The sequence below is a fragment of the Leptospira brenneri genome (assembly GCF_002812125.1).
In the GTDB taxonomy this organism is placed as follows: Bacteria; Spirochaetota; Leptospiria; order Leptospirales; family Leptospiraceae; genus Leptospira_A; species Leptospira_A brenneri.
This window is the reverse complement of record NZ_NPDQ01000005.1, coordinates 48,654-74,924: the sequence shown is the minus strand read 5'-3', so window position 1 is coordinate 74,924 and position 26,271 is coordinate 48,654. Positions and strand designations below refer to the sequence as shown.

The 26,271-nt window shown below is 38.0% G+C and carries 23 protein-coding genes; 11 read left to right on the top strand and 12 right to left on the bottom strand.

Going from position 1 to position 26,271, the window contains the following annotated elements:
• Positions 1-42: 42 nt before the first annotated feature.
• Positions 43-1,329 (bottom strand): alanine racemase, encoded by a 1,287-nt coding sequence (locus CH361_RS11795; protein WP_100791021.1) that lies wholly within the window; start codon positions 1,327-1,329, stop codon positions 43-45.
• A 451-nt stretch (positions 1,330-1,780) separates the two neighbouring features.
• Between CH361_RS11795 and CH361_RS11790 the strand changes: the two genes are divergently transcribed.
• From CH361_RS11790 to CH361_RS11780, 3 genes are all read left to right on the top strand, one after another.
• Positions 1,781-5,011, top strand: coding sequence for a SpoIIE family protein phosphatase (locus CH361_RS11790; protein WP_100791020.1), 3,231 nt, complete (start codon positions 1,781-1,783; stop codon positions 5,009-5,011).
• Between the two features lie 111 nt (positions 5,012-5,122).
• Positions 5,123-5,803 (top strand): nucleoside 2-deoxyribosyltransferase, encoded by a 681-nt coding sequence (locus CH361_RS11785; RefSeq protein ID WP_100791019.1) that lies wholly within the window; start codon positions 5,123-5,125, stop codon positions 5,801-5,803.
• 286 nt (positions 5,804-6,089) lie between these two features.
• Positions 6,090-6,476 carry a hypothetical protein gene (locus CH361_RS11780; RefSeq protein WP_244279828.1) on the top strand — a complete coding sequence of 129 codons (387 nt, stop codon included), beginning with the start codon at positions 6,090-6,092 and terminating at the stop codon, positions 6,474-6,476.
• Positions 6,477-6,534: 58 nt separating this feature from the next.
• Here CH361_RS11780 and CH361_RS11775 read toward each other — a convergent pair whose 3' ends face one another.
• Genes CH361_RS11775 through CH361_RS11765 form a run of 3 tightly spaced genes read right to left on the bottom strand, consistent with a single transcriptional unit; the run spans position 6,535 to position 8,117 of the window.
• Positions 6,535-7,017 (bottom strand): SRPBCC family protein, encoded by a 483-nt coding sequence (locus tag CH361_RS11775; RefSeq protein ID WP_100791017.1) that lies wholly within the window; start codon positions 7,015-7,017, stop codon positions 6,535-6,537.
• A gap of 2 nt (positions 7,018-7,019) precedes the next feature.
• Positions 7,020-7,367 carry an ArsR/SmtB family transcription factor gene (locus tag CH361_RS11770; protein WP_100791016.1) on the bottom strand — a complete coding sequence of 116 codons (348 nt, stop codon included), beginning with the start codon at positions 7,365-7,367 and terminating at the stop codon, positions 7,020-7,022.
• A gap of 42 nt (positions 7,368-7,409) precedes the next feature.
• A complete protein-coding gene (locus CH361_RS11765; protein ID WP_100791259.1) occupies positions 7,410-8,117 on the bottom strand; it encodes a glutathione S-transferase family protein in 708 nt (235 codons plus the stop codon).
• A 383-nt stretch (positions 8,118-8,500) separates the two neighbouring features.
• On the opposite strand from CH361_RS11765, the gene CH361_RS11760 reads away from it, so the two are divergent.
• Together CH361_RS11760 and CH361_RS11755 are read left to right on the top strand one after the other, a co-directional pair.
• The gene (locus tag CH361_RS11760; protein WP_100791015.1) at positions 8,501-9,478 is read left to right on the top strand and encodes a hypothetical protein; all 978 of its coding nucleotides are present in this window, start codon (positions 8,501-8,503) and stop codon (positions 9,476-9,478) included.
• Between the two features lie 154 nt (positions 9,479-9,632).
• The gene (locus CH361_RS11755; protein WP_244279826.1) at positions 9,633-10,496 is read left to right on the top strand and encodes a DUF1554 domain-containing protein; all 864 of its coding nucleotides are present in this window, start codon (positions 9,633-9,635) and stop codon (positions 10,494-10,496) included.
• Positions 10,497-10,534: 38 nt separating this feature from the next.
• On the opposite strand, the gene CH361_RS11750 is transcribed toward CH361_RS11755, so the two are convergent.
• The 6 genes from CH361_RS11750 to CH361_RS19705 all read right to left on the bottom strand — a co-directional run bounded on the left by CH361_RS11750 (position 10,535) and on the right by CH361_RS19705 (position 15,290).
• Positions 10,535-11,638, bottom strand: a complete 1,104-nt coding sequence (locus CH361_RS11750) for a helix-turn-helix transcriptional regulator (protein WP_100791013.1) — start codon at positions 11,636-11,638, stop codon at positions 10,535-10,537.
• Between the two features lie 139 nt (positions 11,639-11,777).
• On the bottom strand, positions 11,778-12,080 hold the full coding sequence (locus CH361_RS11745; protein ID WP_244279824.1) for a cysteine-rich CWC family protein: 303 nt from the start codon (positions 12,078-12,080) through the stop codon (positions 11,778-11,780).
• A gap of 279 nt (positions 12,081-12,359) precedes the next feature.
• Positions 12,360-13,142, bottom strand: a complete 783-nt coding sequence (gene eutC, locus CH361_RS11740) for an ethanolamine ammonia-lyase subunit EutC (RefSeq protein WP_100791012.1) — start codon at positions 13,140-13,142, stop codon at positions 12,360-12,362.
• Positions 13,139-14,533, bottom strand: coding sequence for an ethanolamine ammonia-lyase subunit EutB (locus CH361_RS11735; RefSeq protein ID WP_100791011.1), 1,395 nt, complete (start codon positions 14,531-14,533; stop codon positions 13,139-13,141). Before CH361_RS11735 ends, eutC begins: the two co-directional genes overlap by 4 nt.
• Before the next feature lie 168 nt (positions 14,534-14,701).
• Complete coding sequence (locus CH361_RS11730; RefSeq protein ID WP_100791010.1) at positions 14,702-15,031, bottom strand: hypothetical protein; 330 nt, start codon at positions 15,029-15,031, stop codon at positions 14,702-14,704.
• Positions 15,032-15,149: 118 nt separating this feature from the next.
• Complete coding sequence (locus tag CH361_RS19705; protein WP_165782261.1) at positions 15,150-15,290, bottom strand: hypothetical protein; 141 nt, start codon at positions 15,288-15,290, stop codon at positions 15,150-15,152.
• Positions 15,291-15,484: 194 nt separating this feature from the next.
• Here CH361_RS19705 and katG point away from each other — a divergent pair, with 194 nt between their 5' ends.
• Both katG and CH361_RS11715 read left to right on the top strand, forming a co-directional pair.
• The gene (gene katG / locus CH361_RS11720) at positions 15,485-17,716 is read left to right on the top strand and encodes a catalase/peroxidase HPI (RefSeq protein WP_100791008.1); all 2,232 of its coding nucleotides are present in this window, start codon (positions 15,485-15,487) and stop codon (positions 17,714-17,716) included.
• An 86-nt stretch (positions 17,717-17,802) separates the two neighbouring features.
• Positions 17,803-18,093: a high-potential iron-sulfur protein gene (locus tag CH361_RS11715; RefSeq protein ID WP_244279823.1), complete on the top strand. Its 291-nt coding sequence runs from the start codon at positions 17,803-17,805 to the stop codon at positions 18,091-18,093.
• Positions 18,094-18,112: 19 nt separating this feature from the next.
• On the opposite strand, the gene CH361_RS19850 is transcribed toward CH361_RS11715, so the two are convergent.
• Positions 18,113-18,619: a hypothetical protein gene (locus tag CH361_RS19850; RefSeq protein ID WP_244279822.1), complete on the bottom strand. Its 507-nt coding sequence runs from the start codon at positions 18,617-18,619 to the stop codon at positions 18,113-18,115.
• 178 nt (positions 18,620-18,797) lie between these two features.
• A complete protein-coding gene (locus tag CH361_RS11705; RefSeq protein ID WP_100791005.1) occupies positions 18,798-20,117 on the bottom strand; it encodes a lactonase family protein in 1,320 nt (439 codons plus the stop codon).
• 190 nt (positions 20,118-20,307) lie between these two features.
• Between CH361_RS11705 and CH361_RS11700 the strand changes: the two genes are divergently transcribed.
• The 4 genes from CH361_RS11700 (at position 20,308) to CH361_RS11685 (ending at position 26,218) form a co-directional block, all read left to right on the top strand.
• Entirely contained in the window at positions 20,308-22,278 is a 1,971-nt protein-coding gene (locus tag CH361_RS11700; RefSeq protein WP_244279820.1) for a sensor histidine kinase, read from the top strand.
• A gap of 1 nt (position 22,279) precedes the next feature.
• Positions 22,280-23,035, top strand: coding sequence for a response regulator transcription factor (locus CH361_RS11695; RefSeq protein WP_100791004.1), 756 nt, complete (start codon positions 22,280-22,282; stop codon positions 23,033-23,035).
• Positions 23,036-23,221: 186 nt separating this feature from the next.
• Complete coding sequence (locus tag CH361_RS11690) at positions 23,222-24,613, top strand: Lcl domain-containing protein (RefSeq protein ID WP_100791003.1); 1,392 nt, start codon at positions 23,222-23,224, stop codon at positions 24,611-24,613.
• Between the two features lie 330 nt (positions 24,614-24,943).
• Positions 24,944-26,218: a sensor histidine kinase gene (locus tag CH361_RS11685; RefSeq protein ID WP_244279810.1), complete on the top strand. Its 1,275-nt coding sequence runs from the start codon at positions 24,944-24,946 to the stop codon at positions 26,216-26,218.
• Positions 26,219-26,271: the final 53 nt, after the last annotated feature.

Sequence of the window (26,271 nt, the reverse complement as noted above, 5' to 3'; positions counted from 1 at the left end):
AAAAAAACAATAATCAACTAGTATGCAGATAACATCTGTATGCTAGTTAATAAAACACTTCCAAGTTCCTATGATTTTTCCCTTTCTCAAAAGAACCACTTCACCCATTTCTGCCATCACCTTCTCACTCTGTGTCGGGCGGAAAAAAACATAGTCATCAGGTTTTAATCCAGTCGCCAAACTGCCATTCAATATCCCTTGGTTTGTACTCGTACCGTAAAGGTTATTGTCAAAAAGACCTTTCGGAGATTCTTTTTTTGCAAGATAAGCACCACCATAAATGAAATAAGTCACTTGTAAGTTTGGATTCCAAAGTGGAAATAAAAAAGAAATGGATTCTAAAAATGGAATTGTTGTTCCTTCTAATCGTTTTAAAACTGGAGTCGCAATAAAAAATGCAGGTTTGTGTTCCAGAAGCGTACTCACATCAAAATCTGTCGGCATCACTAGTGCTGAACCAACTGAGACATCATTTACAACATTTTGATTCTTTTGATAAAATCGATATGTTTTACTCCCTCCACCATTTAATAGCAATTCTTTATCAAATAAGGATGGGTAGTATTTTTTAGCAGTAACCACAAATGCTTCATATTTTTTCAACGAAGACTGAATTTCTTTTTCAATGGCCTTGTTTTTATCACCTAACAAATTCGGAACTGACGCGACATGTGGCTCATAGCCCATAAACCCACCGAACTCCAAGTTTTTTTGATCGCTCTGAATCAAAGAAAGAATTTGATTTACTTCATCAGGATGGACGAATCCACCTCGATGAAGGCCAATATCAATTTCTAAAACAAGGTTTAGCTTTATATTCTTCAGTTTTGCAAATTCCAAGTATTGATTGAGCCTTGTTTTTGTATCTACTAACCAGTGAATTTTCTGGAACCGGTCTAGTTTTGTTTTTCGATAAATATCTTCTAATGCTCGAACTGGCATCGGTTTTCCAAGAAGAATATCGAAGGAAGAAAACTCAGGATCACCAAGTAACATCACTAGATCACCGGAATGAAAAACCATAAGGCGATTTGTTTTAGTTGCTTTCGTAATATAACGAAGAAGATCCAAAGAAGGAAGGGACTTAACAACAATACGATAATTTAAAGGAGGCGGAATATTTTTTGACAGTGTGGATAAATTCTCATCCAACCGATCCAAGTCCAAAAGTACAACCGGTTTCCCCAAGCCATGTGTTTTTAACTCTTCATTAAGAGCAGAATAATATTCTTGATAAGAAGAACCTTCATCTTTCGGCCTTAAAAACGATAGAAGTATGAGTCCGATCAGTAGGAAAAACCAGAGGCGTGATTTACGAGTTTTAAACATAAATTTCCAACTTGAATTGATAAACCCAGGTTGTTTGGCAAAATAAAATTGCCAAACAAATATTTTAAAACGATTTTTCTGTGAGGTAACTCCAAGGAGTCTCAGTATAGATAGTTTTTTTCGCCACCAGGGAGGATGTGGTTACGGTTGTGTTGCCTTTAGTATTTGTAGAAGTTTCCTTAGCCATCAAATCACTTTACGGAAAGTTGCAAACTGAAAACCTATCGTCTGTTACATGAACAAACATCTATATTTCATTATAACTTAATTCCATATTTGTTACTTTTGTAGCAATCTGGCTTAAATTCTATCACCCGAATATGCACATTGTTCGTTTTTAACTAGATTCGCCATTACTTGTTTTCTTAAAAACAAGACCCTTTTGTTCTTGGATAAAATTAGGCATTCCCGCTAATTATGCAAAGACGGGCCCTTTTTCTTTGGATTTGTAATGAAAATTTGCTACCTACTCATCATCTTTTATTTGTTCAGTTTCTCTCCCAGTTTCGCAAGCCCAAACCAGTCCGCCTTCCCGCTAGAAGAACCGACAAAACTTCTCTCGCTTTCCGGAACTTGGAAGTTTCATTCAGAGGACAATGTATCCCAAGCCAAAAAAGATTTCCCCGACCAAGATTGGAGTGAGTTACCAATCCCGGCGCAGTGGAATAATTCTGGCTTATCAGGATTTAAGGTTGGATGGTATAGGCATTCCTTCAAAGTATCAAAAGCTTTCCAAAACCAAAGGATTAGCATTCTAACACCAATTATAGCAGATGCCAATGAAATTTATATCAATGGGGTTCTTGTAGGTAAAACAGGAGAAATCACCGAAGAAGGTGAGATCCTTAAAAAGAGTAGTCGGATCAGCGTTTACCAAATCCCTGAAGAGATTCTTGATTTTGAAAACGAAAACACCATTGCCGTTCGAGTCGCAGATGATGTGGGTTGGGGTGGATTTGTAAATTCAGAGTTCTATCTGGGAGAATCCTCCTTAATCAATAGTAAATTTTATAAATATATCATGTGGAATTCTGCAACCTGTTTTGGTTTTATTTATTCTGCATTGTATTGTTTGATCCTTTGGATCAGGAGTCGAAGAGAACGTGCTTATTTAATTTATTTTTTCTTTGCAACACTTGCAGGACTTACTGTCTTCGGAAATCTTTCTCTCCCATATTTCATTTGGGATAACTTTTGGTTCAATCATTTCCTATTCCACCCAGCACTTAACCTAATTGGTGTTTTTGGAATTCTTTTCTTTTTGGACTTTTCAGCGATCAAACCTTCTCGCATTGTAAAGGGAGTTCTGCTATTCCATTTTATCATTGGACTTGTTCCTTTTTTTACCTTCCATCCCTTTATGATGGAGATCTATTCCAAATATACACTAAACATTAGTAGCCTTTTATCCATATTAGAACTTATCTATGCATTTACGCTTAACATAAAAGCAGTAAAAAACAAAGAACCAGGAGCCATCATTATTTTTTTTGGCCAAATGGCTCTTGGAGCTACTGCCGTATTTTCGATTTTAAGTTATCTACAGATTTATGTATCCATTTTAGATCGTTCCATTTCCGAAGGATTTCTCATTTATACTCTTAGTTTATCTTTTGCCCTTTCGATCCGATTTGCAAAACTCTATGAAGTCACCAATCAATTAAAAGGAGAATTGGAACGAAAGAACGAAGAGTTGATTTCATTAGATAAAATGAAGGATGTTTTCTTATCTAATACTTCTCACGAACTTATGACTCCGCTAAATGGAATCATAGGAATCACAGAATCTTTGTTAGAAGGTGCAATGGGGGTAGTTTCTGCCGGAGTTTCCAAAAACTTGAGCCTTATCATTTCTTCTGCCAAACGACTCTCTGGCTTAGTTAATGATCTACTTGATTTTTCCAAAATGAAAAATCGAAAGTTTAATCTTTCACCAATCACTCTTGCCATCCAACCTTCTGTTGACATTGTGATTACTCTTTTAGAACGTTCCGCCAAAGAAAAAGGACTTACTCTCATCAATGAAATTCCAGATGACACTCCCCTAGTGTTTGGTGACGAAAACAGAATCCAACAAATCCTCTTTAACTTAATTGGGAATGCTCTGAAATTTACAGAATCTGGTAGCGTCCGAGTCAATGCAAAACCAACAACAAGAGGTGGTATCGTTGATTATTTGGAAATTTCGATTACCGATACTGGGATTGGACTTTCCGAAGAAGACCAAGGGAAAATTTTTACACCCTTCGCACAAGCGGATGCAAGCATTGCTAGAAACTTTGGAGGAGTTGGGCTAGGCCTTTCCATCACTAAGAACTTAGTAGAACTGCATACAGGAAGTATTTCCGTGGAATCGGAATTAGGGAAAGGATCTGTATTTCGATTCACCTTACCTTTGGCAAACGGGCAAACAGGGTTCAAGAAAAATCCTTCAGATCAAAAAACGGATTCGTCCGATCATTTGGTAACCGAGGAAGACCTTCGCGGAAACTTTATCGTTGAACAGGTATATGTGGAAAGGGTAGAAGTTTCTGCAAATTTATCCAGTGATTTGAATCGGAATCTAACCATTCTTGCCGTTGATGATGACCCTATCAATTTAGAAGTTTTAAAAATCCAACTCAGTAGTTCTGGATTCAATGTAATACCCGTTTTGGATGGACCCACGGCCATTTCTGTGGCACACGAAATAAAACCAGATTTAGTTCTTTTGGACATCATGATGCCTAAGATGAGCGGGTATCAAGTTTGCAAAATTTTGCGAGAAACTTACTCGATGTATGAAATGCCGATTTTGATGCTCACGGCAAAAAACAGAATCGAAGATGTACTTTCTGGACTCGAAGTGGGTGCCAATGACTATCTAGGAAAACCTTTTGATAAAAGGGAACTTCTGGCACGCGTCAATTCACTCGTGCTTTTAAAGTCTGCAGTGGAAGACAAAGAAGATTATTTAAGTATCAAAGCAGAACTCAAACTTGCAAAAAAAATCCAAGACTCTTCTCTCCCTCTCCAACCACCAACAGGAGGAAGGGCCAATATAGTTTCTAGATACAATCCAATGATGGCCATTGGAGGAGATTATTATGATTTCCATACTCCCGACGAATATAGTTTAGGTGTTGTCATTGCGGATGTTTCTGGACATGGAATTCCAGCAGCCATTGTTGCTGCCATGTTTAAGATGGCATTCAACTTACAAAAACATGTTTCAAAAAGACCAAGCGAAGTATTAAAAAGAATCAACAAACTACTACTCAACTCAATCCATAAAGAATTTGTGACAGCTTGTTATTTGTTTTTTGATTTGGAAAACAAACGAATCCAATATGCAAGTGCAGGTCACCCGCCAGTAGCCTTTTATAGACGAAAAACTAACAAAGTGGAACTCGTTCGACCTCGTGGAAGAGTTCTCGGTTGTTTTCCAGAAATCCCAGATGAAATCCTGGATCTTCCTTTTGCTCCTGGCGATAGAGTTATTTTATACACAGATGGAATTTCTGAAGCAAGGAACCTTTCTGGAGAAATGTTTGGGGACGAACGTCTGAGTAGTTATATTATAGACAACTCCGCAAATAGATCCACCGACCTCTTTGCCGATGGGCTACTCGAACGGGTAAAAGATTTTTGCGGAAAACCCATTCCCGATGATGACATAACACTTGTTGTAGTGGATTTATAATCGTCCCACCAAACATTTAACTTTTTTTAATCATTAGAAAATTATTGATGATTAAAATTTAGTTTCAATGAAAAACTGCTCAGATTCATTTTTAATGAATTAGAGGAGATTATGAGCGAATATATTTACTGTTCTGGCCCGATGTTTAGCCCTGAAGAACTAAGCACTATGGCAACGATTGCCGCCACCCTAGAGGCAGCTGGATACAAAACCTACCTTCCGCAAAGGGACGGGATTGAAGTGGCCAAGGTCATGGCACTCATCAATACCCCCATCATCTCTGGCGAAATCTTTCGAGACATTATGATTTTTGTTCAAAAAGCTGTTTTTGCTATGGATGTCTACCAAGTGGTGGAACGATGTAATGCAACTGTGTTCAATATGAACGGAAGACCAGCTGACGACGGTTCCATTTCCGAAACAGGAATCTCTTTTGCGACCGGCAAACCCATTGTCATTTATAAAAATGATCCAAGGACCGAGTTCAATGGTTTGGACAACCCATTACTCACTGGGCTTAGTTACAACTGGAAATATGTCACTGAAATTCCTCAAATCCCAGGGAAACTAGCAGAAATCATTGTCAAAGTGAATGCTGCTGGTGAAAATTCTTATCTCAAAAATCCACCGCCCATGGTAAAACTAACTATGGAAATAGGAAAAGAGGTTTGGGAAATTTTAAACATCATTCGTTTCTTTGAACATAAAGAAAAAGATTTGGTGGCAATCCTCAAAGTGCTTATGGAAAAATTAAAGGCTTCTGCTAACTTTATGAAGTATTTAGAAGGATAAAACTTTCAATTTTTTTTAGTCAAACAGCATCTTTCCCAAGATTAAGGAATCGATGCTGTTTTGATTCCTGCACGCGCGCAGGATCTGGATGGCTCCTTTTACCACCGGATTCACGTCTACTTGTAGGCAAATACCTGATCCACAATTAACGTAAGCAAACAAACCAACCGAGTCGGGTATCTGTTCTAAAACCAAAAAAAAAATTCATAAATTCTCTTTTTCGCCGCTAATTTCTCCAAGTTTTACGCAATTTGTCCCACCCCTTTGGTATCTTTGTAGGAAAGAGGTGAACCACATTATGGAATACATTGAATCCCTACTCGATGAGTATTACGAACTTTCTTTGAAATTAGCAACACTAGGAGGTCCTGCGCAGGATTCCGATCTTTATGATGAGATTTTATCCATCGAAGAAGAAATCTGTTGGGAATCTTCCCTTCCTGCTTCGGCAAAAAACCGCCAGCTCTTCCAGTTCTTTGATCCAAAAGAATCAAAAGAAACAAACATTAAAAATGCGGTTCAATCCTTAGAAAGAACGAGAACCAAATATTTTTACAAACCAGAAAAAACTTTTTTTCAATACTTGGAAACGGAATCAGAAAAGAGAGATATCAAAAACATAAGAGTTCCTACGACGAATGGAACTTTTTATGAATTTTTATATCCTGTTTGAATCTTATCTAGAGTACAAAAGATTACAACAAATCATAGGCTCCGATACAAAGGAGCCACTAACTCAGTTCGTTCACAAGTCGGTCAAATCCGGCATTTGTACCTTCCACCCGACCGCGAACCTCCTCCTCTGTGGAGAATCCTTCGCGACCAGGTTCTTTTAATAGTACAATCTGTTCGGTAAAGGTCATTTTGGTTCTTCCAGAAGTGGGTGACTCAAATAAAACTGTTACGAGAGAAACAGAGATACGAATGTCGTTCACATACATACCAAAGGCATAAACAATTCTTTCATTGGGTACAATATCATAAAAAGTTGCGTCAAAAACATGACGACCCCCTTCGGGTGTTAAAACTAAATTAGATTCTTTTCCCCCTACTTTAAAGTCCAAACTGAATGCTGCAGTTTTCCAATCATCGTGACAAGCAAACCACTTTCGTTTGGATTCTGCGTTTGCCCAAGCAGCAAAAGACCTTTCCTTGGAAGCAGGTAAAATCCTTTCAATGGTAAATGTAGAATGTTTCACAAATCCTTCTTTCATATTCACTCTCCATCTGAATTTTCATCGGATGTTTCGATTAAAAAATTTCCTAACCTGTCAAAACTTAAATTCCATGCAGCCTTTCTCTCTGCCATCCAAACATCAATCCCTGAAAGTTTAGTAGGCTCCAACCGATAAGTACGAACCCTACCTAATTTTTCTGAAAACACAAGTCCACTATCTTCTAGAACTTTTAAATGTTTTAAAACAGAAGGTAAAGCCATAGCAAGAGGTTCAGCCAATTCTTTGACCGAAGCCGGCCCCTGGCTCAATCGTTCGACCATACCCAATCTCGTACGATCCGCAAGGGCATGAAAAATATGTTCTAAACCCGAAATATTAGAATTCATAAATGAATAGAACTCATTCCTTTTTACTTTTAAAAATGGCCTTCAAGATTTTCCCTTCCGGAACCGTTCTGGAATTTTGTCATAAAATGGATACAGGTGAAAATATGGTTCCGCCTCAGCTATCGTCCGTTTGACGGAAGGTCTTTCGAGTAACCTTTCAAAGTAAGAAGAGAGTTTTGGATGAGTGGTTTGAAAACTTAAAATTGTGTCTGCGTAAAACAGAGCCGGAACTGCAGAACAATCAGCCATACTAAAGTTCTCACCTGCGATAAACCTGCGAGTCGTGTTTAATTTAGCCTCCAACATATCATAAGAAACTCTTAGGTTCTGGTAAGCCCCTTCAACCCCAAAAAAATCGTTCTGACCTTCCGGCCGCAGACGATCGATGACAATCTTTTGCATGGGTTCACTGATATAGAGATCAAAAAAACGGTCCCAAAGTTTTGTTTCCAAAGCCAAAGAGAAATCACTAGGAATGAGTTTTTCTTTCCCTGGATAGAATTCGTTTAGATATTCGATGATGATGGAAGTTTCCGGAATCGTCTCCTCTCGAGCCCTGTCCCTGAGGAGGGGAATTTTTCCTACCGGCCAATACTGTAAAAGTTCGGCGCTCGACTTCTCGTCCATAAGATCGACAACCTTGGCCTCAAACTCCGTTCCATTTTCATAAAGAGCAATCAGGACCTTATGGCAAAAAGAGGCCAGAGGGTGGATGTATAGTAGAAGGTTGGGTCTTTGATAGTTATCCATTTGGAAAACTATCATCTGGGAGTATTTTTTTTGCAAGAAAATAGTTACCCAAGTGGATAACTAAATGCAAATTTTCGCATCGCTCGAAAGGGTAAGGGAGTTTCGATTTCTACTGACAGGAAAAAGTAAGCGACTTTCCCTTTCCATCGCCTGAAAAAAGCCATTTATTTCCCTCTTTAATCCCTATCTTTCCTTTTTACTCCCTGGAAAACGCCAGTCCCTTTCCCTTGTAGGTCCTCTTTTCCTGTCCAATTCACGTTCGTGAGCAGACTCGGGAGAAATTTACTAAAAAAATCAAAACATGACATTTGGGATAGGCTCCTTCTCCCACTTATGACATCCAGGACATGGTAAGAAAACTAGGTTCATGTTACCTTGAGTGCATGAAAACACTGAGCCAACCTTCCCTGTATTTCCATCAATTCCGCGAAAGAACCTTTCGGCTGGTTCGATCCAACCTTCCAGTTCTAGTTATGACTGGTTTATCTCTTTTGATACTAAAATGTGAAGGAGCAAACACGGACGTGAAAACAATCCTAGTTCCTCTTTTGGTTTCTTCGGAAGCAAACGCATCCACTGCCATTGGGAATAACCCCGGCAACGGTGGAGGGACAGGAGGAACTGAAATTCCCATTACTGTGAATGACCCTCCTCCAAGTGTCGCCCCCATCCTAAATGATATCAATTACATCACAAATAATGCCAACCCAGCAGATGACCCTTACTCCACAAAAGGTCTTTTGCAATTCCAAAAAACTAGTATTAGCTTTGTAAAACCAGTTCCTGCTAATACAGAAGTTTCTCTCTATCTAGGAAAAAAAAATATGGAGCTCCTAGCCGATGGAACGGTTACAAATGCCGTAACAATAGTCAATCGGACTGCGGCGAATTTCTCTGGTTATACCTTTCTTGTCGATTCAGACAGAAAGTACAAAGTGTTCGTTGTCGCAAAAAATGAATTTGGAATTTCATCAAAAGAACTGAAGATAGGGCATGCAAGAAATTGTGCCAATGCCATAAAAACTCCAGGAACATTCGGAAACTGTACTGACCATTGTTTCGAGACCAATCAAGTAGCTGACAGAATTGAAATCAAAGTAAAATACAACCTACCCGTTGATGGCGTCTCTCTCTCTTTGGACATAGCAGGACTCAATCCAAGAACGACTTTACCTGAATATATCGCACCGGCAGTCAACCTAGACATTGCAACTCCTAAAGCTGGTGAACATACAATCACAACTAGTTTTGGGATTCACGAGAAGGAATATCTTTGTACGAACGTTCAGTCGTTACTTATGGTGGATCAACCGTTCCGCTTTACTTTGTTGAAAGGATATGTAAGCATTCCGAATGAATGAGGCAATAATAATTCAAAAACCTGGGTATCTCTTTGGGAGATGCATCTCGCAGACATCCAGGTTTTACAATCCATTCACAAATAAGAATCTATCGGAACTACTTTGGTTTTCTATTTTATCGATTGGGCTATTGGTAAATTGTGAACCTTCTCAGATGGAAAATGTCTGTGATGTTAATTCGCAATCTTTTTCAAAAGCAGTGGCAGCAAAATCGATATTAGGTGATACTAACTCCCATTGTTCGGTTGATGGAAAATCGGGAGGGCTTGGATTTACGATTGGCGGAAAGGTTTCAGGACTGACCGGTAATGGTTTACGTCTCATTTTAAACAAAGACACTCAGCTCCTTCTTCCTGCCGGTACAACAGAGTTTTCCTTTCCAGACCGAATTCCTGTCGGCTCTGGGTATGAGGTTAATTTTGCCACTCAAGCACAAGGAAACTTTTGTGAGTTAACAAACCCCATTGGAAAAATTTTCAATCGAGATATCAAAGAAATAGAAATTCATTGTTTTCAGTCTTGTATCAATTGTAAAATTTTTGTGACACAGAATGCTTATCCTGCGAATGCAGGAAAGGCCGCAAATTTTGATTCTTTCTGTCAATCTGATCCCAACTATCCAGGATCAGGGAAGTTCAAAGCGATGTTAGTTGACGGGGAATCTCGACGGGCGAGTTTTACCCCTAATTCCGGTGAAAAACAAATTGATTGGGTATTCAAAGCCAACCAAACTTATATCCGAGATGATGGCACTAATATTGAATCTTCAGATAACAATGGTTTATTCATAACTGGAATTTCAACACCCATTACTACAATCAGTTCAGACCATTGGACAGGACTAAACACTGATTGGACCACAAATATAAATGGGACCTGCCAGAAATGGAACTCAAACTCGGCTTCCGATTCGGGAATTGTAGGAGATGCTTACACCCAAGATATCATCACACTGACAGCTGGTCGAGGATTACAGCTTTGTTCGGTAAATCATGAGTTAGTTTGTGTTGAACAATAAAAAAACCGAATCAAAACTTCTAAAATTAATTTCGAATTTTATTTAACTGGTCCATCTTCACTTAACTTCTGTTTGGACAAAAAAACTGTCAAACGTTGCAACTGATCTTTGGAGGTTGAGTTAGATTCAGGAAGGACTTTCGCATAGATATTTTTTAAATGGTTACGTAACGTTCCATCAGAAACATTCAAAATCAATCGAATGAAGGAACGGCTATGACCCTCTGCTATTAACTCGCAGATACGAAGTTCTTGTTTTGATAAAGCAAAGTTTTCGAGTGGGAGAACAAAGGAAAGATGTGGTTTTTCATCTTTTAATGTAGTTTTTAATAGATACGAAAAAAACAACAAACCAGTCAAAGTTGTGACAACAGAAACGACTAATTCCTTAAGTGGAAAAATTGGTAGGAAACCTAAGGCTAAAATTCCAAAAAGTAATCCTACTGCAAGAGAAATCAAAATGGAAGCAATCAGGCTATAAATACTAGGTCTTGATGCATTGAAGCGATTCAAATAAATAGAAAGCAAAACAGAAATTGTGGCATCAACCACCGGATGGAAAGGAGGAAAATCAAGTCCATACATTGGTAAAAAATTAGAAAAGAGCCCAATCCACCAAACACATAAAGCAAAAATGAATACTTTTCGGTTAAAGAAAGAATTCCATTCCAAAGGAGAAAGAACAAAATATAAAGAAACAGCAATGGCAAAAAAATGGACAGAACCACCTAAGATTCCTCCAAAAATGGTGAGCATGGGTGCCATTCCAAAAGAAAACATTGCAAATCCATAAACAATTGTTTTGGGCATTGAGGAACAAAGTAAATCTACCGCCAAAGCATAAACAGCAATGAAGATGGTTGCTTTATTGAACAACTTCCTTCCCGTACAAAAAGAACAGAGAGCAACCAGAACTGGTGCCAAAAGAAAAAAAGAATGGCATTGAAAAATCCAAAATGCAAGTCCAGTGGTTTCTTCTTTGGCAAAACATAAAGCGGCTGTAGCTGCGTTCTGAACCCCAATGGTAAAATAAAAAATGCTGAGGAGACGGTGGAACCTGTGATCTCGAGTGATATTTTCAATAAAACAACTTAGGTTCGCTAAGGAAGCAAACAAAGGGACTAAAAAGAATAAACTAATCACAAAAAAACAGCACCCTACTTGAACAAAGTAGACATCAGGCTAAATTTTTAGCCATTCAAATTTGTGATTTAAAAAAGTTTTCACTTAAATAATACAATTGTTTGGCGGATTTACAAAAGAAATCAAAGAAAATAAAAACTCAAAATTTCCATGTGATTGTTTTATAAGATTTTGTAATTCTATATTCAAAGGCAAGGGTTTCCATACATTGATAACAAAGACAATCGGAAAATTGTTTAGACAAATACTCTCTTTCTTCCAAAGAAAGATTCACTTTGGTACATTGGCAGAGACTGATCGAACCGACCTTACACTCAAAACTTCTTAAACAATTAGGGCATATTTTTTCTTCATGTTTGAGGGGAGGTTTCCCGTTACTTGTCGTATCAAAGACATTTGATTTGAAATTTTCCAAACGTTTCTCCTTAAAACTAGGAACCACAATCTCAGTCTGTTCTGGAGGTTGAGAAGTCCCGGCAAACTAAAGTCCGGGATCCCTTTTGAATAACAAGGAACGAATGATCGTTTACGGGCGATTCATTTGTGGGAAGATCCGACTTTTCCATCCTACACTAAGGATGTGAATTCACGGTTGCACCGTCAGCTGAGGAGTTTCACCTCATTCCTCCCGGAATTGATTTAATGAAATACCAATGCAACCTATTCTGTCAATCTTCTGTTCATCAAAATTCTAATATTTTCATTCACAACGAATTATTACTTAATTTTTATCTTCGATTCTCAAAGAATCTTTTGGTTTTGGTAAAAACTCTGGAGGCATTTCATCCTTTAACTCTACCCCGGAAAGTTTTCTTTGCATTGATTCTTGAATTAAATATATAGTTTTCTGTACTGCACTCTCAAAACTAAACCCACTAGGACGAACATTTGAGATACAATTGCGACTTTCATCCGTTTTTCCAACTTGCGGATGATAGGTGATGTAAACACCTAAACTATCGGCAGAAGACAAACCGGGCCTCTCTCCAATCACGACAACAGATACTTTTGCATTTAAAATTTCTCCAATCTCGTCACCGATGGCAACTCTTCCAAACTTCGATAAAATGATAGGAGCCATTGACATTTGTTTTTTTTCAATGGAATCTGTCAAAAGTTCAAAAAAGGGAATTAGGTTTTCATCGATGGCTTTGGCAGAAAGTCCATCCACTGCAATCAAAACTAAATCAAAATCGCCTGCCAAGGGTTGTAACTTACAAGTGGATTCAAAATCTAACCTTCGTCCCAAATCAGGCCGTAGTAAATATTCTTCTTTGGTATCAACCTGACTTTTTACAAGTAAACTAGAAAGGTTTTTCGATTTCCCCATCATATCTAAACTTTGCGTTAATTTAAGAAAATCAGGACTCAAGTTAACGGCATCTCTGGCTCTAGCATGATCCAAACGAAAACGTAACACTTCTTTGGTGGAAATTGAACCACCAGAGCGTGGAAGTCCAATCCTTGCATTACTAAACTCTTTCCATTCGTCCAAAAAAGTCATACACTTGATTTCCCCAACATTTCTTCCAGTAAGCCCAACTCTCGATTTTCTTTTGGTAAAAACCCATTCTGATTGGAAAAAATCCCTCGATCCAATAACCAACTTTCAAATTCTGGGGCAGGTCTTAACCCAAGGACTTGCCTGAGATACAAGGCATCATGAAAGGACGTACTTTGGTAAGACAACATTACATCATCTGCCCCAGGAATTCCCATAATGTATGTGCAACCAGCAACACCTAACAAAGTCAATAGGGTATCCATATCATCTTGATCTGCTTCGGCATGATTTGTATAACAAACATCTACACCCATAGGAAGACCAAGTAACTTTCCACAAAAATGGTCTTCAAGTCCAGCTCGGATGATTTGTTTTCCATTATATAAGTATTCGGGACCAATAAATCCAACCACTGTGTTTACAAGAAGTGGTGAAAACTGCCGAGCAACAGCATATGCTCGAACCTCTAACGTCTGTTGGTCGATCCCGTGATGAGCACCTGCAGACAAGGCACTTCCCTGACCTGTTTCAAAATACATCACGTTGTCTCCAACAGTCCCGCGCCCCAAACCAAGAGCCATTTCTCTTGCTTCCTTCAAAATAGAAAGGTTTATCCCAAAACTTTTATTTAAATCTTCCGTTCCGCCAATGGACTGAAACACCAAATCTAAGGGGGCACCTCTTTTCATCACTTCCATAGAAGTAGTGACATGAGATAAAATACAAGATTGAGTCGGAATGGAATATTTTTGGATTAAATTGTCCAACATTTCCAAAAGGGCAATGGAAGTTGGTATATTATCTGTTGCAGGATTGATTCCAATCACAGCATCTCCACTTCCCAAAAGAAGTCCATCGAGTAAACTAGCGGCAATCCCCTTCGGGTCATCTATTGGATGATTCGGCTGTAACCTAACAGAAATTCTACCTGGTAAACCCAGCGTATTTCTAAACTTTGTGATTACATTTATTTTTTTCCCAACTAAAATTAGGTCTTGGTTGGACATAAGTTTAGAAACAGCTGCTGCCATCTCAGGAGTGATGCCCCAGCGAATGGAACGAATCACATCAGAAGTTGTAGTTTCCGCTAACAAAAAATCACGAAATCCACCAACCGTTAGATGAGAGATGGGAATAAAAGCTTCTTTATTATGAGAATCCAAAATAAGGCGAGTCACCTCATCTTTGTTTGCTGGGATTAACTCAACATTTAAAAATTCGGAAAGATAAATATCAGCAAGTGCCATCTGAGCGGCAATCCGTTCTTCTTGGCTAATGGCAGATATACCGGCAAGGTCGTCCCCAGACCTGGCCGGACTTGCCTTCGCGAGAAGGTCTTTTAATTCGGGGAATTGATATGTTTTGGTTCCTAGAACTGTTTGATAACCCATTCCTTAATTATATCCGATTTTATTGGTTTCGGATATTTTTTTTAAAAGGAATTGTTGATTTCAAACAAATCTAGTTTTTAGAATCCCTGGGTAGTCTCTACGCAAAATGACTTTGTTTTTTGCATTCATCGAACAAAGCAGTCATCCAACCAAGTTTTTACAAAAAGTTTACCCCCCGCACTGTTTTTTCTTCTGGTCCCGACAATTCTGTAATAACAATGAACGAGTCGTTTCACAGGTGAAATCTCGCGTCGTAATTGTATAAGTTGAAGGATTGGAAGGCATTTGATAATTAGTACGGTATTCAGTTTTTAGACAACTAGGGTAAGCAGCATACACAGAATACAAACAAACAATTTCATTGTCTTTTGCTTTGGAACAATCTTTCCCCAGACTATCACAACCGCTACCTAAAACAAAACTAAGAACCAATAAACCAATTTGAATTCCAAACTTAGACAAATGACGAGTGAATTTAGAAAATAAAACAAAAAACAAAAGAAAACCTTCCTGAATACACCATAGAATCAGCGTATTTTTTTACACAAAACTTATGTTTTGTGCCGAAATGTCTATTAGAATTTTCAAATGATCTAATTTATCTTTCCGTCAAATTCTACCAAATCCCTAAAGATAAACTTAAAAATTTCAAGCTGGAGTCCCTCAGGTAAATTCCAGAAAAACCTTCTATAAATATCTCTTTTGCCGGCCTCGCGAAAGCTCCAAAATCAGAAACAAACTCTTTTTCGTCTGCCACCTCTCCCATTCCTTTTCCGTGAGAAAACCTGAGGAATAGAGAATCTAATTCAGATTTTTTTTCCGTTCGCATTGACAAAATCTCGATTTGGGTGTTCCACCTGCATAAATTTAGACTAAATCTAAAAAAATAGCTTGATTTCCATTATTAGACTAGTTCTAAATTTAAACTAAATCTAGAAAGTGAAGGATAATATGAGAACAATCAATATCTCTGCTATTGCCATTTTGGTGTTCGCTTTTAGCTCACTAGGAGCTACGGACACGAAAGAATCGAAAAATTCAATGGAGCGCCTAGGCAACTCAAACCAGTTTTGGTGGCCAGAACGACTCGATTTGGCACCCCTCCGCCAACATGCAGCGGAATCCAATCCGATGGGAAAACAATTCAACTACTCGAAAGAGTTTAAGGAACTAGACATCCAGCAGGTAAAAGAAGAGATCAAAACTCTAATGAAAACCTCGCAAGAATGGTGGCCTTCTGACTACGGTCACTATGGTCCCTTTTTCATTCGGATGGCTTGGCACAGTGCGGGAACTTACCGAATCGCAGACGGTCGCGGTGGGGCCGGTGGTGGACAACAAAGATTTGAGCCACTCAACAGTTGGCCTGATAATGCAAACCTAGACAAAGCAAGACGCCTCCTTTGGCCGATCAAAAAGAAATACGGAAAAAAAATATCATGGGCAGATCTTATGGTTCTCACTGGAAACGTAGCACTTGAATCCATGGGATTTAAAACTTATGGTTTTGCAGGTGGAAGAACCGATGACTGGGAAGCCGATCTTGTGTATTGGGGACCAGAAAAAAAATGGTTGGCCGACGAACGTTACGAAGGTGATCGAAAGTTAAAAAATCCACTCGGTGCTGTTCAAATGGGACTAATTTATGTAAACCCAGAAGGGCCTAATGGAAATCCAGACCCTCTTGCCGCAGCAAAAGACATTAGAGATACTTTTGGTCGCATGGCGATGAATGATGAAGAAACTGTGGCTCTGATTGCAGGTGGTCATACATTCGGAAAAGCTCATGGAAAGGCAGATCCTTCCAAACATGTTGGAAAAGAACCAGCAGCGGCTGGAATCGAAGAACAAGGGTTTGGTTGGAAAAATGAATATAAAAAAGGAAATGCAGAAGATACCATCACTAGTGGGCTCGAAGGAGCATGGACTGCAAATCCAACCAAATGGACAACTCAATACCTAAACAACCTTTTTAATTTTGAATGGGTTCAAACAAAAAGTCCAGCAGGTGCGATTCAATGGATTCCCAAAGACGGAGCTGGTGCCAATATGGTTCCTGATGCACATGACAAAACATTACGTCATGCTCCCATCATGTTCACAACCGACTTAGCTTTAAAATTCGATCCAAGTTACAAAGTGATCGCGAAAAAATTCCAGGAAAATCCGAAAGAGTTCGAACTAGCATTTGCTAAGGCTTGGTTTAAACTCACACACAGAGATATGGGACCTCTCTCTCGTTATATTTCTAAAGACTTACCAAAAGAACCTTTGATTTGGCAAGATCCACTTCCTCCTGTAGATCACAAATTGGTTGGAACGAAGGAAATTGATTCCTTAAAAAGTAAAATCCTAAAATCAGGACTTTCGATTCCAGAACTTGTAAAAACTGCCTGGGCATCGGCTGCAAGTTTTCGTAGCACTGATATGAGAGGCGGAGCGAATGGTGCAAGAATCCGACTCACACCACAAAAGAATTGGCCAGTGAATGACCCTGAAGAACTATCAAAAACATTAAAAAAATTGGAACAAATCAAATCCGATTTTGATGATTCAGGTAGTAAAATTTCACTCGCAGACTTAATCGTACTCGCTGGTAATGTTGGGATAGAAGAAGCAGCAAAAAAAGCAGGTGTGAAGGTAACCATACCTTTTATTCCAGGTCGAACAGATGCAACAGCAGAACAAACCGATGTATATTCTTTTTCGGTTTTAGAACCAAAGGCAGATGCATTTCGTAACTACTATGGTGCTGGTAATTCCCTTTCTCCAACAGAGATGTTAGTGGATAGATCCAATATGTTGTCCCTAACCATTCCAGAAATGACAGTTCTGTTAGGTGGATTACGATCCCTAGATGCCAATTCAGGAAAATCAAAACATGGGATTTTGACAACTCGCCCTGGTGTCCTTAGCAATGACTTTTTTGTCAACTTACTCGATATGTCGACAAAATGGCAAAAGTCTTCCCAAACAGAAGGTGTTTACGAAGGAATTGACCGCAAAACAGGCGCTAAAAAGTGGACTGCAACTTCAGTCGACTTAATCCTTGGTTCTCATTCCGAACTTCGGGCTGTTGCTGAAATTTATGCAGCAGACGATGGGAAAGACAAGTTTGTAAAAGATTTTGTTTCTGCTTGGAACAAAGTGATGATGCTCGACCGATTTGATGTGAAGAAATAAGAATGCCCAAAACTTCACGAAAAAAATTTTTAATCAAATCTTTGTATTTGATAACCTCTCTCTCGCTAGTAGAGAGAGGTTTCCGTTTGACCTCTGAGTTAAAAGCAGAAACAAAATTTCCAGAATCTTTACCAGAAGGACAAAACCCTGTTTCCGAATCCGATCCCACAGCAAAGGCCTTGGGATTTCATCAGGATGCCAAACATACAGACTTCAATCTGTATCCAGAAAGAAAAGAAAAATCAGCGAAGAACCAAGTTTGTAAGCACTGTGCCCAATTTTCCAAGTTAAATGAAAACTGGGGAAAATGTAATATCATTTCTGCAGGAGTTGTTTCTTCACGCGGATGGTGTTCTGCTTGGTCACAAAAATCTTAAAAATAGTTTAGAATCTTTTTTATTTCCAAATGCACTCCGTGAGATCTACCTTTTGAAAAACCCAAGGTTTATGAGCATGTTTTGCATTTTTATCTTCAATCAAATCAAAGGATTTTGCTTCCGATGAAATACTTGGGAAATGCAAAGTAAACGGAGTGTTTTTCATCTGAGTTCGTTTAGGACAAAGTCCCACTCCTTCGGATTTCACAAAGGGATAAGAAGTTCCCAAATCATCTTGGAAAAGCATTCCTTCTTTCAATACACAAACTTTTTTAGATTCTTTTGTGTACAATTCCAATTTGGTTTCTGTTTCTGATACACAAACTTTACTTAGAACTACCACTCCTAAAAATTCAGAATGGAGGTCACAACATTGTGGTTCAGGGTTCCAAACACGTTTGGTGGATCTGGGTTTTTCCGCAGACTCGAATCCAACTTCTTTGACAGGTTCCGTAGAACAGGAAAACAAAAAAAATAAAACACATAAGAACATCAAAATGTACTTATAAAAAGATTTACCGAACATAAAACCCTCTTTGCGGAATTTAAAATGAAACAATTCCTTGAACAAAAAAGGATTTTACGCAACTTTCATCTATTTTTTTGAATTTCTTGGAAATATTTTAAATAGAGATATGATTCTAAAAAAGGGAGAGCTGGGTTGAACAAAAACTTTCAAGTCGAATTTCCAAATTTCAAACTGGCTAAGGATTGGTTCCTGTTGTCACAATGGCAATTGGTAAAGTATTTGTTCCCACACTCCCATTGGAAATTAAACTTCCATCCGTTTGGTTGATTCTGAACATATCAACAGTATTCGAATAAAAATTGGTAACATATAAAAACTTTCCTGAAGAATCTGTGGCGATACCTGTTGGTCCATCACCAGTTCCTATCGAACTTGTGACTCCCGGAACCAAACTACCAGTCACAGGATCAATTCCATAAATAGAAACAAAATCAGATCCTTGGTTTGTCATATAAAGAAATCTACCAGTTGGATCTGTAGCGACCGATCTAGAAATTAATCCCATAGGAGAAGTGGCCGGACCGATCGAATTCAAAAACCCTGTACTCGAGTCAAGTTTGTAAGCGGAGATATTATTATCTGACTCATTCACTAAATATAAATATTTGCCGTTTGAAAGCACTTCTAAGCTTCTTGGTTGGAGGCCAGTTGAGATAGATTGAACCACGTTGGGATCAGGAATTCCTGTCGATGGATCAACACGATACGAATCGATCATCTTTCCACTATAATTGGGAACATACAAATAATTGCCGAAAGGATCAATCGCAATACTGGAAGCCCCTGTACTTGCTGGGATCGTACTAATCAGTGTAAGATTTCCAGTTACCTTATCTACTAAAAAAGTAGTTATGTTCTGGGGATGACGAATGTAAAATATATCTTTATAGGGATGGTATGTAATAGCGAGAGGAGACACTCCCCCACTCTCTATCGTTTGTAAAATGGTTAAATTTCCATTGTTTTGATTGATGGCAAATTGGCTAATATCATTGGAGCTTCGATTTGCTACAGTTAAGTACAATTGGCTTGGACTCACTGCCATAGACTCAGGGCCACCTCCAACTGCGACGTTACCTATAGAAGAAAGGACACCAGTGTTTGCATTCACTGAATATAAATTTACCAAAGCAGAAGTTGTATTCACAACGTAAGCATATTTTGGGGCAAACAAAGACTTGATCACCAAAGGTATTGTTGCTTGTTGATTCCCATAACTCGCCGTAATTAAATATTTGGTGGAATTCATTCCGACCAAAGGAGTTCCCGAAATGAAACAATTGGATTCGTTTAAAGTCAAACCAGCCGGTAAACTAGGACTAATTTGACATCTTTCAATCGGCCCCGAGGCAAAAGGAACCAGAGGTGTCGTTGGCTCATTTTGACGGACTACAAAAAAATCAGAACTGTAATGCAGACGGAATGGATTCAAACCACTAAAAGCAGAACAGAGAAACTTACCGTCATTTGAACCAAACTCTAACAAGGCGGACATTACGAAACTTCTACTTTCCGGATCACATGTAGAATTCAGCTCTGTTGGACGACACTGAAAATTTAAGAAAAGTAAATGAAAACTTAAAAACAAATATAGAATATTGAATTGATTCTTCACTATGGAAAACCTTAGTGTGTATTCTAATCCAATCGATGGATTCTGTCGTCCGAGGACGGGAATCCGGAGAATGAACCAGAATTTCCGATATCATTTCCAACAAATGAAAAATCAATCGCCTACTTCATGGATTCCCCCTAGCGCTCTTACCCACATACTTCTTCTCCTTGTGGCCCTAACACTGATTTCATGCACAACCGAATCAACTGACAAAGGTTTACCGAAAGTGATCGACGGAAAAATGGATCTGAGTGCGTTTTATTTAAAAAACCAAACCATTATAAAATTAGATGGAGATTGGGATTTCTATTACGAAAAGTTACTCCTATCCGAAGATTTTCAAAAACGAAACCCACCTTTACAAAAAGAAACGATTACCTTACCTGGATTTTGGAACGAAAAACAAAAAGATGGGAAATCCTATTCAACGCATGGTTTTGCAACCTTTCGAATGCAACTAACATTGCCTAAATCTTTAGAAAAGTCTCAAATTTCATTTTATATCCCTCACGCATTTAATACCTACCGTATGTATGCAAATGGCATTTTAATTTCCGAAAATGGCATTGTTGGTACATCTGCATCAGAAACCAAAGAGCATTGGCTTCCCAAACTGACCTTTTTCACTCCCCATTCAGAATTTATAGAAATCATCGTTCATGTTGCCAATTACCAAGCACTGAATTCCGGGTTTAGACAAAGTATAGAACTTGGATCAGAAGAAACCATGATCCAAACCAAACAAATCCGATTAGCATTGGATATTTTTTTAATTGCAAGTTTGTTTGTGATTTCGCTTTACCACTTTACTCTCTTCCTTTTACGAAAAAATGACAGAAGCCTACTTTACTTCTCCATCTATTCTTGTGTCAGTTTAGTCTATAAACTCACAAGCGGAGAATTCTTTTTAATCATCCTCTTCCCTAATTTTGAATGGCAATGGCTGATTAAGATTTTTTTTCTTTCAGTCTATTTAGCTCCACCGTTTCTAATCAGTTTTATAGGAGAAGTTTTTCCAGAAGAAACAAACCAATTAACAAAGCATACATTCCAATTTATTTTTACAGTGTTTGCAATTTTCATATTGGTTTGTGACTTTGTTTGGGTCGAAGAGACACTACTCCCTGCAGAAATCTTTATGTTATTTTGTAGTATTTTTATTCTTTGGATTCTATCCAAAGCAGTGATCAAAAAAAGAGAAAATGCATGGGGATTTTTACTGGGTTATATTTTTTTATTCTTAACGATCCTAAACGACATTCTATTTGAAAAAAATATCATCAAAACAGAAGTATATGCCCCGATAGGAACATTTGTTTTATTTTTCTCACAATCATTTCTTTTATCTAAAAAAAGTTCCAAACTTTATTTTACAGTCGAAAAACAAAACAAAGAACTGGAACAGACAGTTTTCCTGAAAGATAAAATTCATCATACAAACATTCATTCCAAAAGAATGGAGTTAGAATTATATAAAAAAACAATCCAACCACATTTTTTACTAAATTCCTTATCAGCAATTCGTTACTGGGTCTCAGAAAATCCAGAGAAATCAGCTTTGATTCTAGATTCATTAGCGGAAGAACTTCACATCATCCTAAAAGTAGCTTCTAAACAATTAATTCCTGTTAGCGAAGAAATCAATTTATGTAAATACCATATTGGTGTGATGAAGTTAAGGATGGAAAAAGATTATAAACTGAAAATTTCTCGTTTCGAATCCACAGACATGATTCCTCCTCTGGTTTTTCATACACTCATCGAAAACGCCTTCACTCACGAAGATTCAGAAAAAGCAAAATTAAGTTTCGGTATCTTTATGAAAAATATTACAGAAAATGAAAAATCCTATTCTTCTTATCATTTTTTAGTGTATCATCACAATAAAGAAAAAGAAACGAAACCAACTACGGCAGGGACTGGGACTGGACTAGAATACATCCGGCTTCGTTTAGAAGAATCCTATCCGGGTAAGTGGTCGTTAACGCATGGAAAATCAAAAAAAGGATACAGAGTTTTGATTCTGATTCAAAAAAATTAAAATGAAAATATTGATTCTAGAAGACGAACCTGTCCATGCTAAATACCTAATTAAGTTACTAAACTCAATTTTAAGTCCTTCAAAAACTGAAATTCAACATGTAACTTCAATTCAAGAAGCAAATACTTACTTAAACCAATTTCCTATTGATTTATTTTTTTTAGATTTAAATATCTTTGGATCCGATGGTTTTGAAGTTTTAGATCAAATTCCAACTACCAAAACTATAACCATTATCGTTTCTGCAAATACTGACAACGCAATCCGTGCATTTGAATATGGTGTGATTGATTTCATTGCAAAACCAATTTCGGAGGATCGACTCCGATTGGCTCTAGAAAGGTATAACCATTTTGCCACAACTTATCAAAAAGAAAACACAAATCAAAACACTCCGAAATCGCGCTTATTACAAGTAGATCTAGAGGATCTACAAAATCGTTTGTCCCATCTTATGGAAGTGAAAAAGGTTTATCGGAATGAAGACCTATCTTTAGAAGTTCTGGCGAGTGAATTGGAATTACACCCAAGGCAACTGTCTGAATTTTTAAACGGGAAAAAACAAACAACTTTTCATTCCTTCCTGCATAGTTACCGCATCGGGGAAGCAAAAGAACTTCTAATCCAATACCCAGAAAAGAATGTAAGTGATATTGGATTTGAAGTAGGGTATAAATCTCTTTCCAGCTTTTATGACGCTTTTAAAAAAGAACTCAAAATTACAGCATCCGAATTTCGAGAAACAACACGTCCATAATCAAAACCAGAACCTCTAGATTCCCGGTTTGTTTACAAAAGTCACAAGTTCAGTATCTATCCTAAATTAAGTGCAAACTGTCCGAGAATTGCTTTGTAATTTGATAAATCACTTGTCAATAGCATACGATTTTGTTTTTATCTAGAAATTACTAAGATAGATTTGGACGATTCAGCAGCCTAAGATATGCAACAGAGCCGTTACCTTGTTTTTTTTGTCCGCACTCTTTTTTTCTTATGTGTTGCTATCTTTTATACGAACTGCAATCAAGCCGATTTAGAAAACCAATGTGATCCAAATTTCAAAGGTTACTACGAAACAATACTTTTTAAAATCCTTTCTGGAAATACTTCCAAACATTGTGCAGTGAATTTAAACCAAGTATTGCCTCCTTTTTTTTCCCCAGCTCCAGGGCATTACAACGAACCCCATTTTATTTCCATTTCCACCATAACCCCTGGTGCCACCATTTACATCACAACAGATGGGTCAGATCCGACGGATGCATCTACACTGTATGCAACACCATCTTCCATTTGGAGACTTGCGGGCCAAAGGATTCGTGCCATTGCCATCAAACCAGGAATGGACCATAGTCCCATTGTCGAAGGAACCTATTCCCTCCTTCCTCTAAAAACTGGACAAACTGCAATTTATAGCTCTGGCGATGATGGATCGTTTGGCTCTGGAATTTCCACGAATTACACTGGGCCTAGTGCCAATGCAACCTACCCCAATGATTATATATCTTTGGATCAATCCACGGGAATCATTTGGAAAACATGTTCGCAAGGTTTAGAAGGACCTACTTGTGCGATAAACAGCCCGGGGCTGACCACTGGTGGCATCACAGTTCTAACTACCTCCTGTAATGCACTCAATTCTTTGAATTCCGGAAATGGTTATGCAGGATACAACACCTGGCGTCTCCCTACCATGAAGGAGTTATTAACCACTAACGACGCAAGCAAAACATCCCTTACAATCATAGATCCCACGACCCTCCCTTCTACAGCCAACTTTGCCTATTGGGCATCTACTCCCTATCCTCCAAATACTGATCGTTGGTATCTGGACTATAGTGCCGGAAATTCATACGCAACGATAAACACAAATGGATATTATGGCCGCTGTGTTGCTTCCCTACCTCCAATCGAAACTTTTTCCTTTACCGACCATGGAGATGGAACGGTAAAAGACAATTCCACAGGACTTACTTGGCAAAAATGCTCTTACGGACAAAACAATGATTCCACTTGTTCCGGTGGAGCAACTCCAACAAGTTGGGCTACTGCACTTACTTATTGTAGTAGTTTGTCTTTAGGATCTAAATCCTGGAAACTTCCCAACCGTAATGAGCTAGTGAGTTTGTACGATTTTACAAAAGCTACTGGACCTACAATTGACCAAGTTACATTTCCTAATACAGTCTCTTCCGCTAGCGGATATTATTGGACATCGACTACCTATGCTGCGACTTCCAATGCATGGTATATCAACTTCACAACAACATTCAATAGTATCTATGAAGGACACCCAAAAAATAATTCATTGTATGTACGCTGTGTTTCTTACTAACTAGAAAACTCATCAGAAAAGAACAATTAAAGGAACCGGTCGCGACCGTACTTCAATTCATGTCTTATCTTAGTGTATCAACGAAGTGATTTAGCGAATAAGACTACAGTCTTCAACATATCAACTTATCCGTATATTATAATTAATAAATATATCGTTCAAACAACGAAAGGAGAACAAAGAGTAACCTAAAAAACTGTTACCCAAATAGAGCCACAAAAAAGATACGACATAATTCGAGAAATGATTGGAGACGAGGATTTATGAACTTTTTTTCATACACCTACTTGAATTTATGAATAATTATGTTATAAATATAGTCCGTTATAAATGTGTTCTAATTCTAAACTTGAGGGCGAAATGACGGAAATGTCTACGGATGATACAATCAAATCTTTTGCGGGTTCCCTTTTCCCATCCCTACCCGCAGGAACCTACATCCTTCTTTCCGAAACCGGCGAAATTATCGAAGCCTATTCTTCCGAAACAACTCCCTGGCAATTAGGTTCCAATGTTGTTGGCCAGACCTTAGAGGAATTCATTCCTGAATCCTATGTCAACCTGAGGGAAACAATATCGGAAGTAATAGGAACAGGAATCCCTTTTGCCTCGCATTTTTCTTTTTCTGAGTTTCAGTTATTTATCAAAGTAGCTCCATTTGCCTCTCCAGGCCAAACAGAAAAGTTTTTTCTGATCTCTGCTTTAGAAATTGCAGAGGGAAATCTGAAAGATCTCTCCCAAGTCCAAAAGGCAGTTGTACAATATGAAGAGAATTTACATAAAGAAATCATAAAGATCTTCAACTGGCGCCATGAAATCGAAGGCAAAGGAAGCCATAAAGATTGGATGGAAAAAGCCCTCCCCAATCTCAACACTTCGCTTATGCAAGGATCTGGTTTAGGAGCACTAGTGACTACAGTTGGGTCCCTTGTTAGGAAAGCAAAAAAAGTAGACGATCATTATGAAGTTCCTTCTGCTATCTTTGAGTTGATTGACGATAACTTTCGTAGTACAAAAAAATTAGTCCAGACCTTAGCAGAAGCACAAATCGTTTTCGAAGGAAGTGCAAGTGCTACGGAACCTGCAAGCCTGAAAGACTTACATAGTTTGATTCAAGAAGAAGTAAGTTATCTTTCAGATATGACCATCATCAAAAACCAAAGATTCCATATCTCTAACTTACAAAATGGACAGGAGAATCAATTTCGTTGTCATTTAAAACTATTAAGAACTGCGATTCGCGAACTCTTAATCAATGCAATGAAGTATGGACCGGACAATTCGAGTATTTATATTTTATTTATGAAAGCAGGAGATAAACTTTCTCTTAAAATTTTAAATGCACCAATGGATCCATCAATCCATCAATTTGATTTCAAAAAATCAGAAGAAATTATTTTATTTCAACCTTTTTATCGAGTCAATCGATACGTCGATGAAAGGTATTCAAAAGAAGAATTTGGTTTGGGACTTGGTTTACCTATTGTAAAAAAAATCCTAGAAGATATGAATGCAAAAATTTACTTCAATGTTTTAGATTCCAATATTTATAAGGACAAATCCTCGGAAGTATCCGTAACCTTGGAATTTGATATTGTGGCTTAAAACCGGTTTATTAAGTAGATTTATAATTTTGATTAGACAAGTTCAGATATTCC

What these genes read in the sequence shown, in the direction of transcription:
- CH361_RS11795 (WP_100791021.1), bottom strand. Translation starts at nt 1,329, where the DNA reads ATGTTTAAAACTCGTAAATCACGCCTCTGGTTTTTCCTACTGATCGGA.
- CH361_RS11790 (WP_100791020.1), top strand. Translation starts at nt 1,781, where the DNA reads ATGAAAATTTGCTACCTACTCATCATCTTTTATTTGTTCAGTTTCTCT.
- CH361_RS11785 (WP_100791019.1), top strand. Translation starts at nt 5,123, where the DNA reads ATGAGCGAATATATTTACTGTTCTGGCCCGATGTTTAGCCCTGAAGAA.
- CH361_RS11775 (WP_100791017.1), bottom strand. Translation starts at nt 7,017, where the DNA reads ATGAAAGAAGGATTTGTGAAACATTCTACATTTACCATTGAAAGGATT.
- CH361_RS11770 (WP_100791016.1), bottom strand. Translation starts at nt 7,367, where the DNA reads ATGAATTCTAATATTTCGGGTTTAGAACATATTTTTCATGCCCTTGCG.
- CH361_RS11765 (WP_100791259.1), bottom strand. Translation starts at nt 8,117, where the DNA reads ATGGATAACTATCAAAGACCCAACCTTCTACTATACATCCACCCTCTG.
- CH361_RS11760 (WP_100791015.1), top strand. Translation starts at nt 8,501, where the DNA reads ATGAAAACACTGAGCCAACCTTCCCTGTATTTCCATCAATTCCGCGAA.
- CH361_RS11755 (WP_244279826.1), top strand. Translation starts at nt 9,633, where the DNA reads ATGGAAAATGTCTGTGATGTTAATTCGCAATCTTTTTCAAAAGCAGTG.
- eutC (WP_100791012.1), bottom strand. Translation starts at nt 13,142, where the DNA reads ATGACTTTTTTGGACGAATGGAAAGAGTTTAGTAATGCAAGGATTGGA.
- CH361_RS11735 (WP_100791011.1), bottom strand. Translation starts at nt 14,533, where the DNA reads ATGGGTTATCAAACAGTTCTAGGAACCAAAACATATCAATTCCCCGAA.
- katG (WP_100791008.1), top strand. Translation starts at nt 15,485, where the DNA reads ATGAGAACAATCAATATCTCTGCTATTGCCATTTTGGTGTTCGCTTTT.
- CH361_RS19850 (WP_244279822.1), bottom strand. Translation starts at nt 18,619, where the DNA reads ATGTTCGGTAAATCTTTTTATAAGTACATTTTGATGTTCTTATGTGTT.
- CH361_RS11705 (WP_100791005.1), bottom strand. Translation starts at nt 20,117, where the DNA reads ATGTCCGCCTTGTTAGAGTTTGGTTCAAATGACGGTAAGTTTCTCTGT.
- CH361_RS11700 (WP_244279820.1), top strand. Translation starts at nt 20,308, where the DNA reads ATGAACCAGAATTTCCGATATCATTTCCAACAAATGAAAAATCAATCG.
- CH361_RS11695 (WP_100791004.1), top strand. Translation starts at nt 22,280, where the DNA reads ATGAAAATATTGATTCTAGAAGACGAACCTGTCCATGCTAAATACCTA.
- CH361_RS11690 (WP_100791003.1), top strand. Translation starts at nt 23,222, where the DNA reads ATGCAACAGAGCCGTTACCTTGTTTTTTTTGTCCGCACTCTTTTTTTC.
- CH361_RS11685 (WP_244279810.1), top strand. Translation starts at nt 24,944, where the DNA reads ATGTGTTCTAATTCTAAACTTGAGGGCGAAATGACGGAAATGTCTACG.